13 protein-coding genes are annotated in these 17269 nt (G+C 29.6%); 3 read left to right on the top strand and 10 right to left on the bottom strand.

The annotated features are described in order from the left end of the window. Positions 1–181: 181 nt before the first annotated feature. The 4 genes from G9F72_RS00995 to G9F72_RS00980 all read right to left on the bottom strand — a co-directional run bounded on the left by G9F72_RS00995 (position 182) and on the right by G9F72_RS00980 (position 3938). Complete coding sequence (locus G9F72_RS00995) at positions 182–1846, bottom strand: putative ABC transporter permease subunit (RefSeq protein ID WP_164957028.1); 1665 nt, start codon at positions 1844–1846, stop codon at positions 182–184. After that, a complete protein-coding gene (locus G9F72_RS00990) occupies positions 1839–2564 on the bottom strand; it encodes an ABC transporter ATP-binding protein (RefSeq protein WP_164957029.1) in 726 nt (241 codons plus the stop codon). Before G9F72_RS00990 ends, G9F72_RS00995 begins: the two co-directional genes overlap by 8 nt. Positions 2565–2736: 172 nt before the next feature. Continuing rightward, positions 2737–3267, bottom strand: a complete 531-nt coding sequence (locus G9F72_RS00985) for a spore maturation protein (protein ID WP_164957072.1) — start codon at positions 3265–3267, stop codon at positions 2737–2739. Positions 3268–3362: 95 nt separating this feature from the next. Further along, the gene (locus G9F72_RS00980; protein WP_164957030.1) at positions 3363–3938 is read right to left on the bottom strand and encodes a nucleoside recognition domain-containing protein; all 576 of its coding nucleotides are present in this window, start codon (positions 3936–3938) and stop codon (positions 3363–3365) included. Positions 3939–4136: 198 nt separating this feature from the next. On the opposite strand from G9F72_RS00980, the gene G9F72_RS00975 reads away from it, so the two are divergent. Next, positions 4137–4997: a putative ABC transporter permease gene (locus tag G9F72_RS00975; RefSeq protein WP_164957031.1), complete on the top strand. Its 861-nt coding sequence runs from the start codon at positions 4137–4139 to the stop codon at positions 4995–4997. 105 nt (positions 4998–5102) lie between these two features. Beyond that, positions 5103–5288 (top strand): hypothetical protein, encoded by a 186-nt coding sequence (locus G9F72_RS00970; RefSeq protein ID WP_164957032.1) that lies wholly within the window; start codon positions 5103–5105, stop codon positions 5286–5288. A gap of 98 nt (positions 5289–5386) precedes the next feature. Here the strand turns inward: G9F72_RS00970 and G9F72_RS00965 are convergent, their stop codons facing one another. The 3 genes from G9F72_RS00965 to G9F72_RS00955 form a co-directional block, all read right to left on the bottom strand. Then, the gene (locus G9F72_RS00965; RefSeq protein ID WP_164957033.1) at positions 5387–7066 is read right to left on the bottom strand and encodes an ATP-binding protein; all 1680 of its coding nucleotides are present in this window, start codon (positions 7064–7066) and stop codon (positions 5387–5389) included. A gap of 291 nt (positions 7067–7357) precedes the next feature. Next, positions 7358–8095, bottom strand: coding sequence for a tRNA pseudouridine(38-40) synthase TruA (gene truA / locus G9F72_RS00960; protein WP_164957034.1), 738 nt, complete (start codon positions 8093–8095; stop codon positions 7358–7360). A gap of 95 nt (positions 8096–8190) precedes the next feature. After that, positions 8191–9726, bottom strand: coding sequence for a YiiX/YebB-like N1pC/P60 family cysteine hydrolase (locus tag G9F72_RS00955; protein WP_164957035.1), 1536 nt, complete (start codon positions 9724–9726; stop codon positions 8191–8193). Between the two features lie 214 nt (positions 9727–9940). Between G9F72_RS00955 and cls the strand changes: the two genes are divergently transcribed. Further along, on the top strand, positions 9941–11395 hold the full coding sequence (gene cls / locus G9F72_RS00950) for a cardiolipin synthase (RefSeq protein WP_202054844.1): 1455 nt from the start codon (positions 9941–9943) through the stop codon (positions 11393–11395). A gap of 115 nt (positions 11396–11510) precedes the next feature. Here the strand turns inward: cls and G9F72_RS00945 are convergent, their stop codons facing one another. From G9F72_RS00945 to G9F72_RS00935, 3 genes are all read right to left on the bottom strand, one after another. Continuing rightward, the gene (locus G9F72_RS00945) at positions 11511–13070 is read right to left on the bottom strand and encodes a hypothetical protein (protein ID WP_164957037.1); all 1560 of its coding nucleotides are present in this window, start codon (positions 13068–13070) and stop codon (positions 11511–11513) included. A 131-nt stretch (positions 13071–13201) separates the two neighbouring features. Next, positions 13202–15553 carry a DUF5050 domain-containing protein gene (locus tag G9F72_RS00940; RefSeq protein ID WP_164957038.1) on the bottom strand — a complete coding sequence of 784 codons (2352 nt, stop codon included), beginning with the start codon at positions 15551–15553 and terminating at the stop codon, positions 13202–13204. A 198-nt stretch (positions 15554–15751) separates the two neighbouring features. Beyond that, on the bottom strand, positions 15752–17104 hold the full coding sequence (locus G9F72_RS00935) for a GAF domain-containing sensor histidine kinase (protein WP_164957039.1): 1353 nt from the start codon (positions 17102–17104) through the stop codon (positions 15752–15754). Positions 17105–17269 lie beyond the last annotated feature (165 nt).

Below are 17269 nucleotides of genomic sequence, written 5' to 3'. Positions count from 1 at the left end.
GCCATGTTCATAAGTTTCCATGCTACTGATTTTCACCTATCTCAGCTCGCTTTTAACATTTAGACCCATTACTCTTCTCATCATCGCATTTGTTTAATAGTAAGTATATTACAATTAAATCACTGTGTCAATATTTTTAACCTAAAATTCTAAAATTATACTTAGGTTATATTATTTTATACTAAGATTCTATTTTCCTCAACATTTTTACGCCTTTTGTGCCTAATAAATAATATAGAAGTAAATCTACAATTGTAAATGATACTAATATTAAAGCAAATACAGCCCATTTAGTTAGCTCAAATTTGATAACCATAAATACTGTAATCCCACCTAAAGCTACACAAATAATCATGCTAATAATCACATTAAGGTTTTGCTTTACAGCCTTCTGCTCTGTATCCCACTGAAGTTTAGGGAAATTCAAATCAATAAATATTCCTATAAAGGATGTAAATAATATTCCTAAAAACCCAACTATAATCATTAATAAAACTAAATCCAATGGTACTTTAAGCAATACTAGAGCAATTAAGCACACCATAAGCATACCAGCTACTCCTAAAACTACTGCTGATAATACCTTTGCCATAAGCTGATCTTTATATTTCATAGGTATATATTTTAATATATACAGGTTTTTACCTTCTCTTGATATTGCTGTAGTAGCGATTGCATTGCTACAAGATACAAACACCATAAATGCAAAGAAAGCACCTACTGCTATGCCTGAACTTTTGTTGTTTTGTAAAAACTCAGTTAACATGTTAAGTTGCGCTGAACCACCCTTTTGTGCAAAAATTGGTATAAGTAAAAACACTGGCCATAAAAAATTCATAATAACACAATTTATAAAATAAATTGGCGTCCTAAATAATAATTTTAATTCTTTAAATGTATATACCTTTAAAGAAGAATTTTGCGTTGTATTTTTTATAAGTTCACTGCTGGTAAGGATTTTCCTCTTTGAAGATGTTTCAGATACTCCCATAACCCCTTTAAAATACAATGCTTGACCTAATATTATAAATATCATTAATGCAGCTACTGTTATTATTATAAATAAAATCAAATTGATAAACCCCTGAATATTAGATGTCTTAATTAGACTATTTACAGCTATCTTAGTACTAGGGAACATTTTTGTTACCAAATCAACTAGTGAATTATTTCCCTTTGCAAACATTTTGGTAATTTCTGTTCCACTAATATCTTGTGCAAACCTTTGGGTATAAATATTAATTCCTATACCAAAACCCATTGCTATAAGTCCACCTACTAGTCTAAACCTGTCCTTGTTTTTTGCGATATTAGTAAATCTCATTATAATCATATTTATAACAGACGCCATTACTAATGGGATTATAGGTAATAATAAAAATATAATAACTCCATAGATATAATACAAGACTCCACCGCTACTCTTTATACCATAAGCAATTATTGTAGGCAGAAAAAATATAAGCTCAGTAAGGTATTCATAAATTAATACTACAGCAAATTTAGCCCCCATAATGTGCCAGGGCTTAAAAGGTAGCGGTAATAAATTTTCTACATCCATAGAAAAATAGAATATACCCATGGCATAAAAAATTCCAAAGAAAAAAACAACCACACATACTACAGACAATCCAAAGCCCAAAATAACTGCTTCTTGTCCCATGGCATGTAATCCATCATAGGCCGCAGATATAAACTTTCCAAACCCTATTGCCATAGGTGTGAGCGCTATGATTAAAAGCAGTCCAAGAAGTATCCCTTTTATTTGTTTTTTATTTTTCTTGCCACCGGAGGATCCAGTTCCAGTTTTTAATAGCACCCTAGTTAAAGCTACAAATTTACTCATTTTCAGTCATCTCCAAGAAGATTTTTTCAAGTGACCCACTAGCTTTGAAGTGCTCCCTTAGTTCATCTAGTGTTCCGCAGAACAACATTTTCCCCTTGTTTATTACTGCAACCCTATCACATATTTTTTCAGCTACTTCTAAAACATGAGTTGAGAAAAATACACTTTTACCGTTATTTGCATGTTCTCTCATCATTTCTTTCAAAACATATGAAGATTTAGGGTCAAGCCCCGTCATTGGTTCATCTAGAATCCAAACTTCTGGCTCGTGAACAAGGGCACCCATAATAATTATTTTTTGTCTCATGCCATGAGAATAACTTTGAATCCCATCTGAAAGTGCATTACTCATTTCAAATCTATTTGCCAAGGCTTCAATTCTTTCTTTTCTAAGTTTGCTAGGTACATCATAAATATCTGCCATAAAGTTCAAATATTCGATACCTTTAAGTCTTAAGAACATGTCCGGATTATCTGGCACAAAGCCAAATTGTTTTTTAGCCTCTAAATCATTTTTTTCTATATCGATTCCATTAATAGTGATTTTTCCGCTATCAGCACTTAATATTCCTGTAATCATCTTTATGGTAGTAGTTTTACCTGCTCCATTTGGACCTAGAAATCCAAAAATTTCACCATCTCTTATAGTTAAACTTATGTTGTCTACTGCTTTATCCTTGCCATTGTAACTCTTATTCACATCAATTATTTCAATCATATTCTTCCTCCTTGCCTTTCTCTGTGGCAGATAACAATTATTAATTTTTTAACAAACTAATATATCCACAGTTATACTATCACACTTTTCACTTTTTTACAATATATGTTATAATATTGTCATATTTGGGTATTGTGTTTCCGACCTAGTTTCCGTTGCTGTTGAGCTTTCATTAAAAGAAAAACTTAGCTAAGTTAACCGCCATTATAATTGCTGTTATATCTGCTAGTATTGCTGCAAATAGTGTGTGCCTAATATTTTTTATATTTACTGCTCCAAAATATACTGTCAAGGTATAAAAGATAGTCTCCGTTGAGCCCATTATTATAGATGCCACATTTCCTATGTAACTATCTGCTCCATATTGTTTTATGATGTCAGTAAATACTCCCAGCGCCCCACTTCCTGAAAGAGGTTTTATTAAAACTAGGGGAACAACCTCCGGTGGGAGTCCAATAAACACAACAACCGGTTTTACTAAATAAATAAAAAAGTCTAAAGCCCCTGAAGCTCTAAATACATTAACAGCTATAATCATAGCTAAAAGGTACGGAAAAATTTTCAGACAAATAGTTATTCCATCCTTTGCTCCTTCAACAAAGCACTCGTATACCTTTACCTTCTTAATAACTCCGTAAATTACTACAAATCCAATAATAATTGGAATTATTCCTTTTAAAATATATGATACTAAATTGCCCACAATCACTTTAATTCACCCACCCCATTAAATTTTAATATCAATATTTATTATTCTTACATTAAACCATTTAAAGAAATTTTCCTTCTTAAATGCTATTAAAAGTAGCGTTGCAAAATTTTACAATAAATTACCCCTAAAATTGCAGCAGTACCTGTAGCAATTATGGCTGGCAATATAATAATTGCTGGATTTTGTGAATTATAAGCAGCTCTTATAGATATCACTGTTGTAGGCAAAAACTGAATACAGGCAGCATTTAAAACTAAAAATAATGCCATGTCATTACTAGCTGTATCTTTGACCTTATTATTTTTCTGCATCTCCTCCATAGCTTTTATACCAAAAGGAGTGGCAGCATTTGATAACCCCATCATATTTGCTGTTAAATTCATAGTAATACTAGACATTGCCTTTTGGTTTTTTCCAGCTTCCTTAAATACAATTTTTAAAATTGGTTTAAGTACACTTGCCAATTTATCAGTTAGTCCACTTTTTTCAGCAATTTTCATTATGCCACACCAAAGACACATCATTCCAACCAGGCCCATTACCAGTTCAACAGCACCAGATGTTGATGAAACGACTGCCTTTGATAAAACTTCTCCTCTTCCTGTTAAAATTCCAATAACTATTCCTAAGGACAAAATTAAAAACCAAATGATATTTATCATATATTTCCTCCTAAAATTTAAATAAATCATCAGTGCTTCATTAATATATATGTTGTTATTCGTATATAATTGCATGTGTTAATATTTTATTCATTCTATTTACTATAAAAAAAACACTTTTTGTGTTATCATTTTCTTGTTGAATATACGATTAATCATCATCTTAAATGTCATTAACACTAAAAAAGGAGCCAATATATGATTAATACATCCTTATTAAATTCTAGTGTATTTACATTTTTTTATTATTTTGTTATCTATTCCTTTATGGGCTGGTGCATTGAAACAGTATATGCGACTATAAACAAAAGGGAATTCGTTAATAGAGGCTTCCTCCATGGTCCCTTTTGTCCTATTTACGGCTTTGGTACACTGTCAATAATTATTTTGCTAAAACCTATAGGAAATAATTATATTTTTCTTTTTTTAGGTTCAGTATTCTTAACTTCTTTTCTAGAATACATAACAGGTTATATTCTAGAAACTGCATTTAATTGTACTTGGTGGGATTACAGTGATACTCCCTATAATCTTCATGGAAGAATTTGCTTATCCTTTTCTTTAATATGGGGGCTTGTTTCCATGTTCATTTTAAAGGTAGTTCATCCCTATATTGCACATATAGTAAATTTAGTTCCACCGAGCACCGGCAGAATACTTTTTAATATTACGCTTGTATATTTCATAATTGATTTTACAATTACTGTAATAACAATATTTAAATTAAGATCTCTTTTAACTCAATTAAATACAGCATATTCAGATTTAACTGAAAAACTATCAGATTTTAAATTAAATTTAGGTAATACTAAAGATATATTTGAACTTAAAATTAGGTTGGATGGGTTAATAGAAAATGCTGAAATGAAAGTAAGCAAGAAGAAATCTGAAATTGAAAATATTATAAAAGAATTGAAAATAAAATATGATTCCTTGTTTATAAAAAAATGTCCCGATTATTCAAGGCTTATAAAAGCCTTTCCTGACTTAAAATTCAAGGGTCTAGATTCTATTTTAAAAGATGTTAAAAATAAGGTTTATAAGAATAAGAAAAGCTAATTTCATAATTTCCTATAAAATAGAAATTCTAATTCATTTGAAATTAGTAATTACTAATGTTAAAATTTGAGTATACACAAAACAAAAGTTAAAGGAGATTGAAAAATGAAAGAAAACAATATAAAGCTAGCACAAAAGGGAATTGATGATGCACTAGAAACTATAGAAGCCTTAGAAAAAACTATAAAAGAAATGCCTCTTCCAAAGAATGTATTAAAAGAAAGTTTTTATATCCTCTCTAAAAAAGTTGATGAAATTGAAGATATATTAAAAAATGAAGGTATACTGTAATTTGTCTTTGCAACTATAAAAGGCACATAATTATCTAGTTTATACTTAAGCTTATAAAAGCCATTAAGGGACTAATAATATTAGTCCCTTAATGGCTTTTATGAGTATATATCAGAGAACTCGATTTTTATCCTTTCGATATCATTTTCAGCTGAATTGTAAATTTCATTACTTGCTTTTATATTATCTAAAATTTTAACTGGCAGTTCAATGACAAATTCGGTACCCTCAGTTATTTCTTTATTGATGTATATTTTTCCTTCATGCATTTCAACTAATGATTTAACTAGTGATAAACCTATACCACTACCTTCTTGTTTTCTAGATAGTGATTTATCTACCTGAATAAATCTTTCGAAAATTTCATTTTGTTTTTCTATTGGCACACCGATTCCTGTGTCTCTTACAGATATTACTATATTTTCCTGTTTGTTTTGTATGTTAACATATATCTTCCCGCAAGGCTTAGTAAATTTAATAGCATTGGATATTAAATTCAACATAATTCTTTCAATTTTATCTGCATCAAAGGCCATAAACTTTTCTTCAATATCAGTGTCAAAAATAAGTTCTAGACCCTTACTCTCAACATATTCTACTACAGATAACGCTATATCCTCTACTACTTTTACAATGTCTCCATTTTGCAAACTAATATCTAAGTAGCCTGCATCAATTTTTGTAATGTCTATGAGATTATCTACTAGCCTCACTAATCTGTAACAATTTTGCTTTATGATGGACATATATTTTTCAATCTTAATTTCAGGGTTTATTATTACCTTATCATTGGTTGTAATGTTTACAAGTTGAATAGATCCCAGTATCATATTTAGTGGTGTTCTTAATTCATGGGATATATTGGCAAAAAATTCTGTTCTTAGTTTATTATATTCAATAGTTTTATTTAGTAAAAGTGTCTTTTGCCTAACTTTTTGTTTTAAAAATTCTATCCTTTTACGCTCAGATATGTCTCTTGTAATACTTAAAATTATTTTTTCACTATCAGATGTTATTACAGTGGCTGTAGTCTCTACTTCCAAACATTTACCATCACTTTTTCTAAAATATTTTCTTTCAACAGGAGATAAATAGCCACTTCTCATGGTAATATCATCTTGCTGTTGTATTAGTATTTTATTATAATCGTCGATTTCTAACAATTCATAGGATGATTTACCTAATATTTCTTCCGGCTCTAAATATCCCATTAGCTTAGCACCAGCTTTATTTGTATAAGCTATCTTGCCATGGTCATGAACATACATAGCATCTGGCATGACTTCTATAAGCTTTTTATAACGGTCTTCACTTTCTCTTAGTGCATCTTCAGTTTTCTTTACTTTTCCAATGAATAATTCCTCACTACAAGCCGCTATTTCTAATTTATCAAAAAATCTCTCTATATAATTAGTAATTCTCAGCTTACTTTTATTATGGCAATCCTCTTCTAAAACAACATCAATATATGAGTTTCTATAGCACTTAAACGTGCCTATAATAAATCCAATATTAAGCTTTTCAATGCCTTGCACTTCAATATATTTAATCATATTATTAATAATTATAGATGAAATTTCTGTGTACTCTGCTTGATTTTCTACCCCATTAATACCTTCAATAAGATCAACGATACAATTAGATATTTTTTTTATAGCAGGAATAGAAATAAAGTCTCCCCCCCAATAATTACTACTATAACCATTATTCTTTATATTATCCATTACTTTAAATTTTAGATATTCAGTATTATCAATGTTAATATACAACTTTTCCACTTGGTACCACCTTCATACTATAATTAGATATTTACTAACATTATCATACAACAATACAATATTATAGTAAAGCATGTCTTTATAAATGCTTCTCAATATATTTTTTTCTGATAATCCTTTAACAATAGTAACAAAATTCGTTTAGAATACTGTTAATATATATAAAAAATAGTTATAAAAAATACCTTGTCTCTAACCATTTAACACATTTAGAGGCAAGGTATAATATTAAATTAATTTTTATAGACATTTAATCTTTGTGCAAATTGTGGTTACAACGCAGCTAAATTTTTAATAATTAACTTCATCTAGAAATAATCCTTTAGCTGGTGCAATATGTCCTGAATATTTTCTTTCCTTTTTATCTAAAATATCATTGATTCCGTCTGCGGGTCTTTCACCCAGACCTACTTCAATAAGAGTTCCAACTATTAACCTTACCATATTTTTCATAAATCCATTTCCTTGAATACTAATTTCTATATTTCCATCTTCATTCACAATATTTATAGTATAAATGTTTCTTACAGTTGATTTTTTCTTAGTTTTAAGCGTTGTAAAACTTTGGAAATCATGTTCTCCTATTAAATATTCTGATGCTTTTCTCATTTTTTCAATATTTAAAGGTTGTGGTATATGGTATTCATATTTTCTGTTAAATACATTGTGTGCTTTATTATTACAAATATTATAAACATACTTTTTAACCTTGGCATTGTACCTTGCATGGAAATTCATATCAACTTCTTCAACTGATTTCACTACAATATCTTCTGGTAAATATTCATAACAGTAACTACGCATTTTATGGTCTGACATACTAGATTCTGTTCTAAAGTTCGCTACTTGGTTTGTTGCATGTACTCCTGCATCTGTTCTACCAGACGCGGTAATTTCGATATTTTCCCCCGCCATTTTGCTTAAAACGGTTTCTATTTTGTGTTGAATCGTATTATCACTATCTCCAAGTCTTTGCCATCCTTTATACTTAGTACCATCATATTCTATTACAATTTTTATATTTCTCATATTTATTATTTATCCTACTTTCTATTTTAGAGTTTAATCTAATATTTTAACTGTGTTTTTTAATACATACTTTATATTATATACATATATCCCGATTAATAAAACATACCATATAAAATAATTCTTAACTTTGATAACACTGAATGAAACTTTACTACAGGATACCTTGTTTGTGTATTTAAAATAATCCTACGTTTTACAATTCTCCACTTATTCAACTTCCAAGTTGCGCTTAATTCTTTTGCACTTTTGCTTATAGCTTTTCTTTCTCTTTCACTACCATCATAAAATAGTACAAACTCAAATTCTGCATTTTCACTATTAAATTCTACATCAAATTTTTTGATAATGCTATTGGGTGAAAGTAATAATCTCCCTGCTTTTGGCTCTAATATAAATGTAAGTCCTTTCTTATTGCTTGAACATAAATAAGACTTATAAATTAGTTCGCTACAAAACAAAGAGTTATCTGTCATAATGTCAAAATTATAATCGTATGCCTTTCCTAAATATTCAAAAGCTACAAATAATGCTTTTAATTTATCTTCCTTAGACAGTTTAGGGCGTAAGGCCGAAAAATAATCAACCTTTGCAATAGAGTCTAGGGGATTTATTACCACACCGGGAGCAATAACTTCTATAATATATTGTCCATTATTTATTTCACATAAACTATCATATACTTTAGGATAACTTACTTTTAAATACTCTGACACACACAAACAACAACCATCTAGAGGTATGTCCACAAAATACTCATCTAGTTCTTCTAAGCAACCTATATAAATGGCAGAATGAGTCCAAAATCCAGGTAATCCTATGTTGGTTAATTGGTAATTATTTCTCTTTAAAAGTACATCACCTGGTAGCAATTCAGCTTTTATAATATTAATGTCTTCATTGCTAACATACTTTTCTTTTCTACTAGAGTAATCTACTCCAGTAATACTTATAGCAACCCATTTTTGAAATGGGAACCAAAAATCAAAAACGTTTTTCCCAAAAAAATCAATCATATTGTTAAAAACAATACTCCTATGATTTCTAACAAGTTTTATTACATTTAAATAATTATAACTTGCATAATCTAATAATTCTCTTTCAATTTCATCTCGCACGTAACCAGAAACCTCATAGTAATTTACCATAAAATCAAAGTAGTGTTTATTTCTAAACAGTGATATCATATAAGAAATTTCTGTAATTTCTTGTGTAATGTGATAATATTGTTTTTTGTTAATATTGTATTCAGGCCTACTTTCATTTAACATTGACTCCAGATACTTGTTTTTTTCAATGATGCTTGCCAATAATACAGAGTTTTTACGTATTGCTATGGTGGAAGCATAAATTAATAATATATTTTTAAATTTAGTGTGTGAATCTTCAGTATGTTTTAATATAAGTTCATTTTTATATTTTTTCCTAATTTCATTCAGTCCATTATAACATCCTACGTAATTAACCCATTTATCTAATATACACAGTTTGCTCTCTAATGACATATTTTGGATATCAGAATGGAATAGGGCTTCATTTTTCTGAATCTCATTCACCACATTCTCTAATTCTTTTATAAGTTCTAAGGATTGGCTTATTTCCTCATTAACTTTTCTATGAACTCCGCCCATACCCTTATCCCCCATAAATTGGCTTTAGCAATTTACTATTATTATACCATATAACTCACTACTTCCTTACTATTATAAATTATAAAATTGAAATATTTATTTTTTTAGATTTTTTTTATAAAAATCATATATTTTTTATTTTTTACATGTTTCTTTATACACTTTTATCTGTATACTATAGTTATAATATATAATGAATTTTTTGGAGGCTCATATGTTTACTAGTGAATTGCTATTACGTTTTTTCAATTTGTTGTTTTTTATAAATATCCTCTTTGCCTTAGCAGTTGTCTTTATTGAGCGGAAAAACCCCGCAAGCACATGGACTTGGCTTATGGTGTTACTATTTTTACCAAGCATAGGCTTTATATTGTACTTATTTCTTGGTCAAAATTTGAAAAGAAAAAGAATGTTTTTGCTAAAAAAAGAGGAAAAAGAAAATCTTACCTCTATTATAGATAAGCAAAAGGATTTTTTAAATAATGAAGTACTAATTAAAACCAATCCTTTTTTAAGTAAATATTCTGATATGATGGAACTCAATCTTTGCAGCGATAATGCCTTTTACACTAATAATAACCAGGTAACTATATTTATTGATGGTAAATCAAAGTTTGATCAACTTAAAAAAAACCTTGAAGATGCAAAATTATATATTCATATGGAGTATTATATAATTCAAAATGATAATTTAGGAAATACTATTCTTGATATTCTATGTAGAAAAGCTAAACAAGGGGTAGAAGTAAAATTACTCTATGATGGTATGGGATGCCTTAAAGTTTCTAAGTCTTTTTTCGCTTCTTTAACTAAGGCTGGCGGAAAAGTCGCTTGTTTCTTTCCCCCCTTTCTTCCTTATATAAATCTTAGAGTAAACTTTAGAAATCATCGTAAAATTTGCACTATTGATGGGAAGTATGCATTTGTAGGTGGTTTTAATATTGGTGATGAATATTTAGGACTTTCTAAAAGATTTGGATTTTGGAGAGATACCCATTTATACATACAAGGAGATGCAATAGACGCATTGGAACTCCACTTCCTAATGGATTGGAGATTTGCTGCCAATGAAGATTCTGTTTTTGATAGCAGATATTTCCCTCACAGAACCCACCTTGGTAAAACAGGTCTTCAAATGGTTTCAAGCGGCCCTGATTCAACTTTCACTTCTATTAAAAATGGGTATTTGAAAATGATTAGTAAAGCTGAAAAAAATATTTTTATTGAAACTCCTTATTTTATTCCGGACGATAGTATATTAGAGGCTTTAAGAATAGCATCACTGTCTGGAGTGGATGTACGCATTATTATACCTAGTAAACCAGATCATCCCTTTGTTTATTGGGCCTCTACATCATACATGGGAGAACTACTAGAATCTGGTGTCAAATGTTATACCTACACTAAGGGCTTTCTCCATAGTAAATTCCTTTCTATTGATGGTTCTATAAGTTCCGTAGGTACTGCTAATCTTGACATTAGAAGCTTTACTCTGAACTTTGAAATTAATGCTTTTATATATGATAAAGATATAACTTCTAAATTAGATGGCTTTTTTAATGATGATTTAAAGTTTTGTGATGAGTTAACTCTCCAAAAATATACTAATAGAAGTTTTATTGTTAAGTTCAAGGAATCTGTGTCAAGATTACTTTCTCCTATACTATAATGAAAATTTATTGCCACTATAGGTTTAGATATATATAATATGAAAAAGTCCCACAAACATTTTTTATGTTTGTGGGACCTTTTATTTAATTGTGCCTAATACGCTTTAGTACTTTTTAAAATGTTAAAAAGAACGGTACAAATATCATCATAGTTAACATTGTGTCTAATACTAAAGCTATACCAAATTTGCTAATTGGCATTGCTTCTAAATCTTTATTATATAGGTTATATCCAAAAGAATAGCATAAGGTACTTATAACAATGCCAGTCAATATTGCCATCCATTTATGTGCTAAAACATGTGGAAGTAAATAGATCTTATCTCCATAGGAATTACTCAATATAACTGATATTTTTAATGCAAAGCTCACAATTGAAATAAGTATGAAATATAATTTCTTTTTTTTATCTGTAAAACTATAAGAAAAAAAAGTCATAATAGATATTAAAAAAGCTGTAGGCATTAGCCATTTAATAGGATATATTAAATAAACTAAGCTATATACAAACCCTTGCAGAGTATTTGTGGTTGCTTGCTTTGTTTCTATAGGTAAATGGACGTTGTTAGCTTTCTTAAACTCTTCATTTTGTGATCCTAGGTAAACCCCATATTCGTCTTTTTTATTATAACTAGCGTATGCAACTGTGTCTCCACTTATTGCCGGATAAGTAGTAAGTCCCGTTAATCTTGTTACATAGCTATAGCTAGCTACCTTATTATCCTTTAAAATAAAATCAACTATACTCTGTTGACTATCTTTAATTCCAAATATTCTTTCAGTTGTGGCAAAAAATCTAGCACCGTCCTTGGAATAAGTACCAACCACATTATATATATTTTTATTATCATTAATGTACAAATCACTAGAGTTTTTATTGCTTCCATCTAGTGCAAATTCTAGAATTCTATTCCCTACGATTTCTCCTTGTACACTGTATTCAATTAATAAATATCCGTTTTTACTGTCGCTAGAGGTGGCAGTGTGCAAGAATGTCATAGCTCCACTTTTGATTAGCACACCTGCTAATTTAGGCGATGATGCCACTCCACCCTGCACCGTTATATAACTAAAACCTTCTTCTCCATTAGAATATGTAAAGATATATCCACTTTCAGTTTTCACACCTGAAAATAAGGTTGCTCCTTTTATATTAAAATCCATCTTAGAATCCTTAGTCATATCTAAAACTTGAATTTTGTCCTTATAACCTACTATTAAAATATCTTCACCGATTTGATAGGTCTCCGTTATATTTTCTATTCTTGCTGTCTCTAGCTCCTTTAGTTCTTTATCCAATTTTATAATTTTCAAGCTATTAGTACCATTCTCATAAGAATTGTAACTAAGATAAAAAAAATCTTGTACCTTTAACAAATTAACTTCTTTGACTAAAGTGGTCTTGGTTTCAAAGGTTTTCTCCACAATTTTTTTCCCTAAATCATCTGTTTCTACAAGCTGTAACTTCTCCCCATCATTAAATGCTACAATGTTATTTTTATCATTCTTTAATATTTTAGGAAAGGATGTAACATTGCCTTTAGAAATGGCCACCTCTTTACTCCATTTATCCGATGGTGGTTGTGACCTTATATCATATTCCACTTTGTATTGAAATCCTATTATTGTAAAAAACAATACCACAAAACTTATTATGTACATTTTCTTTTTCAATTTTTTGCCCCCCATGAATGTTTAATTGTAAACCTTTAGATTTTTTACCCCAAAACTTACTTAAGTATTAATGAAGTGGTTAATTTTTAAAAATCAACCACTTCATTAATGCCTTTTATTCTTTTAGATGATTAATTTACTAATTGTCGCTCGCTTCCATCTTTTTTCATTTTATAAACTCTGTTTTCCAACTTGTTTTTATATAATATCCAATCACCCTGAACCTGTACGTCAACAGACCATTCATTATTTAACTTAGTATTTCCCAGGGCATCTTTTCTTATCTTGTATAAAAATCCCCCATTTGAATAGTTACTGTAATAAATCCACTGTTCATCTATTGCTTCATACCAAGCTTCTGAATCAACAAGTTTCGCTTGTATTTTTCCGTCTAGTGACATTTTATATAATTTATTGTCATTTAGTGGATTAGTAAAATATATCCAAGTCCCATCTATGACAGCATGTTCCATTGATTGTAGATATTGAAATCTGTCACTGACACTCACTGGATAATTTTTCTTGTTCCACTCATGGTATTTATTAGAGATTTGATCATCAGATAAATTAAAATAAGTATATGTCACCTTATCCCCAGCATCTGGAATTGGGTCATCCCAGGTGGCATCTAGATGATAATATTCTCCCTCAATTTTTACCATATTCCAAGCATGAGGTTCTTTTGCATAACCTTCTACAACTTGGGCCTCTATCCCAGCTAAATTTAATAGTAACTTCATTGTATCAGCATATCCTTGGCAAACAGCCTTTCCAATAATTAATGTTCCATAAGCTGTATAAGAGTCCTCTGGCACTGTTTCCTTTATATAATTATCATAATCATAGGCTGTGTTTTTCACAACATATTCGTGAATAACTAATTCCTTTTCTAATTCACTCATATTGCTGTTAGTTATATTATTTACAATGTTTTTCGCCTTGTCATATACTGCAGCTACCTTAGGATCATTTATTACTACATCATACTTATTATCTATAGCCGTATATAACTCTGAAAAACTATTAACTGCAGTATAAGGCCTCGCTGGTTCCACTACAGTTCCTGGATCATCTTGAGGAATAACTTTTATAACTTTCAATTTCCAGCCTTCATAGAGTTTTTGGCTAGGATCATTTTTCATAACTTGCCATAGTGTAGAATTAGAAGACATTGTCCATAAATCTAAAACATATGTACCAGCAGCAGTGGGCGTCCATTCTGCTTGCCCTCTATATGGTTTAGTATCTATTATCCACTTACCTGTTGTAGTATTAAAAATGTGAAGCTTGTACGTGTATGGCCCAACCATTCCGCTTATATCTTTAATCCCAGCTACTGTCACTTTTTCTCCTACTTTAAATGTGCTTTTCTCTATATTCATATCATTTATGGTATAAACTCTCTCGCCATCATCTTTTCCAACACAATTCAGATAAGAAACATTATAATTATCAAATTCTTTCAGTGATTTTTCGCCCCTCACCCATATCCAAAGTTTATATTTTCCAACCCAAAACTTCTTATCTGGAGAAATTTCGTAGGGATTATCTGCATCTACTAAAGGAGTATAACCATTAGTAATATCTTCCCAGGTCTTTGTGTTTTCGCTATATATCCATGCTCTATATTGAACCTTTTCCGCATACTTTGAAGTAAGATAAAATTTCTCTTTTTCACCTGCTACTAGTGGTGAATGCCCAACACCCACAAAAGATACTTGTACATTTTTTTCTGCATCTTTTACTGTGATAACTTTAAGTTTCCAGCCTTCATATAACCTGCTTTCCGGATTTTTCATTAAGTTCTTCCAGAGTGTAGAGTTATAAGACATATCCCAAACTACTAAAACGTAAGTTCCAGCTTTTGTAGGCACCCATTCTAAATTATTTCTATACCCCTTATTATCTATTATCCACTCATTGGTTTCAGTATCGTATACATGAAGTTTATATGTATATGGACCTTTCATGCCGCTAATATTTTTAATTCCATTTATCATTACCTTTTCGCCTACTGTGTAAACATCTCTGGAAATGTCAATATCACCTGCTGAATACACCCTATTATTATCATCTCTATTTACACAATTTAAACTAGCTATATACTCACTATCATAATTTTTTACAGAGCTTTCTTCTTTAACCCAAACTATAAACTTGTATTTGCCTAATTTAAAGTTCTCACTGGGCCTAATTATATAAGGTTTAGTAGCATCTAAAGCTTCTGTATAACCCTTAGTAATTTCTATTTTTTTATTCATGTTAACATCCAATAAAAAAACTCTATATTTGACTTTTTTAGCTCCCACAGCGGTTAAATAAAAGCTTTCACTATCCCCTTCAATTAATGGAGAATGGTCTACTCCTACAAAAGCTACCTTGACGGTTTGTTCTACTGCCATTACATATTTAAAATCCCCACTTAAAATTATAGTAAGGAATATAAGTAACAAAACTTTAAATACTTCTTTACCTTTCCTCAAAAATCCACCCCCTTTGATTTTAGTCCACAAGTGTTATAAATAAGATTTTGTTATTTATTTCATGTTTTACAGTTCACTTGTTAATATTTTATCATAACCATTAATTTCTATAGTTGGTAAACTTGCAACAAGTTTCCAATGAATATATTATACACGAAATACTTTTTTTATTCTATATATATAAGTTATGATATTTATTTATTTTTGCCCTGAAATAGGTATGCTAAATGAAAAATCACTTCCTTTTTCTATTTCACTTTCAACCCATATTTCTCCACCATGCTCTTCAATAATATACTTACATATTGATAGTCCAAGTCCTGTTCCTCTAGGTTTCTTTGTAAGAGTATCGCCAACTTGGCTGAATTTCTCAAATATATTTTTTTTATCTTCCTCCCTAATACCAATCCCTGTGTCACTAATACTTACTATTATATTTCCCTCCACTGCTCTAGCTGTGCATACTATGCACCCTTGCTCCGTGAACTTTATGGCATTAGAAATAAGGTTAATTATTACCTGAACTAATTTATCTTTATCTGCCATAATTTTAGGAAGTGACTCTCTTATGTTTAGTATAACTTGAACCGATTTATCTCTAATAATTGGATTAGTTAAGGTTATTACCTGGTTTATAATTTCCTCTATGTCAATTTCTCTCATATTCAAACTAATTTTTCCCGCTTCCATTGTTGATATATCTAATAAATCATTTATAAGACAAGATAATCTCTCACCTTCTGATAAAATTATATTTATATTTCTCTTTATCGTACCAACTACTCTTTTATTTTTTTCATTTTCAAGATCTAGTTCCTCCATTATAGACCCTTCGAATTTTCGCTTAACCATTTCAGCAAAACCAATAATTGAAGTTAATGGCGTTCGAAGTTCATGAGAAACAGTAGATAAAAAATCTGTTTTCATCTTATCCATATCCTTAAGTTTTTGAAAAAGCATAGCATTTTCTATAGCTACAGCCACTTGGCTAGCTAGGGATGAAGCTTTAGCTATTGACGCTACATTGTATGCCGCTTTCTTATTATTTAATATCATAACTAATCCATATATATTTTTTTTATATATTATTGGAATTATAAGTAAGCTCCTCATGTGATATAATAACAATTGAAACTCAGTGTTATAATATGTATATTCTATTTTTTTTAAATCTTTAATATAGTAAGGCTTATCAAGCTCTATAACCTTTTTTATTATTTCGATGCATTTATTCTCTTGTAAAAAGCTACTTATGTTTGTTTTCTCACCATATCCATGACAAGCCATAAGCTCATAATCATTATCATTTTTAAATATACTTATAGCTGCATCAAAATCTAAAATTTCATATAGATTTTTTATTAATGCATCTAAAATATCTTTGATATCCATTGTAGATTTAAATATATTAGTAGTAGCATTAATTTTTTCATCAAATTCTCTAGACTTTTTAATCATTAATATTTTAATTATTTCATTAAAAGCTATAATATTTGCTATAATTATGATACCTATAAATAAATAACCTTTATTTGAAAATATCTCTATCATAATATACCTCTGTTTACTATTAATCATCATCGATGCTATTAATCATCTTCGATACTATTGATCATCTTATATATTTCTAAATTTAAGCCATAATTTAATACTTTACTACAATGAAAGTACCAATTTTTTCACCTTATGTCAAGCATTATAAATATATAGTATACT

This window comes from Clostridium estertheticum (genome assembly GCF_011065935.2).
GTDB classification, from domain to species: Bacteria; Bacillota; Clostridia; order Clostridiales; family Clostridiaceae; genus Clostridium_AD; species Clostridium_AD estertheticum_A.
This window is presented reverse-complemented; position numbering and strand designations above follow the sequence as displayed.

What these genes read in the sequence shown, in the direction of transcription:
- G9F72_RS00980 (WP_164957030.1), bottom strand. Translation starts at nt 3,938, where the DNA reads ATGATAAATATCATTTGGTTTTTAATTTTGTCCTTAGGAATAGTTATT.
- cls (WP_202054844.1), top strand. Translation starts at nt 9,941, where the DNA reads ATGTTTACTAGTGAATTGCTATTACGTTTTTTCAATTTGTTGTTTTTT.
- G9F72_RS00955 (WP_164957035.1), bottom strand. Translation starts at nt 9,726, where the DNA reads ATGGGCGGAGTTCATAGAAAAGTTAATGAGGAAATAAGCCAATCCTTA.
- G9F72_RS00935 (WP_164957039.1), bottom strand. Translation starts at nt 17,104, where the DNA reads ATGATAGAGATATTTTCAAATAAAGGTTATTTATTTATAGGTATCATA.
- G9F72_RS00975 (WP_164957031.1), top strand. Translation starts at nt 4,137, where the DNA reads ATGATTAATACATCCTTATTAAATTCTAGTGTATTTACATTTTTTTAT.
- G9F72_RS00990 (WP_164957029.1), bottom strand. Translation starts at nt 2,564, where the DNA reads ATGATTGAAATAATTGATGTGAATAAGAGTTACAATGGCAAGGATAAA.
- truA (WP_164957034.1), bottom strand. Translation starts at nt 8,095, where the DNA reads ATGAGAAATATAAAAATTGTAATAGAATATGATGGTACTAAGTATAAA.
- G9F72_RS00995 (WP_164957028.1), bottom strand. Translation starts at nt 1,846, where the DNA reads ATGAGTAAATTTGTAGCTTTAACTAGGGTGCTATTAAAAACTGGAACT.
- G9F72_RS00970 (WP_164957032.1), top strand. Translation starts at nt 5,103, where the DNA reads ATGAAAGAAAACAATATAAAGCTAGCACAAAAGGGAATTGATGATGCA.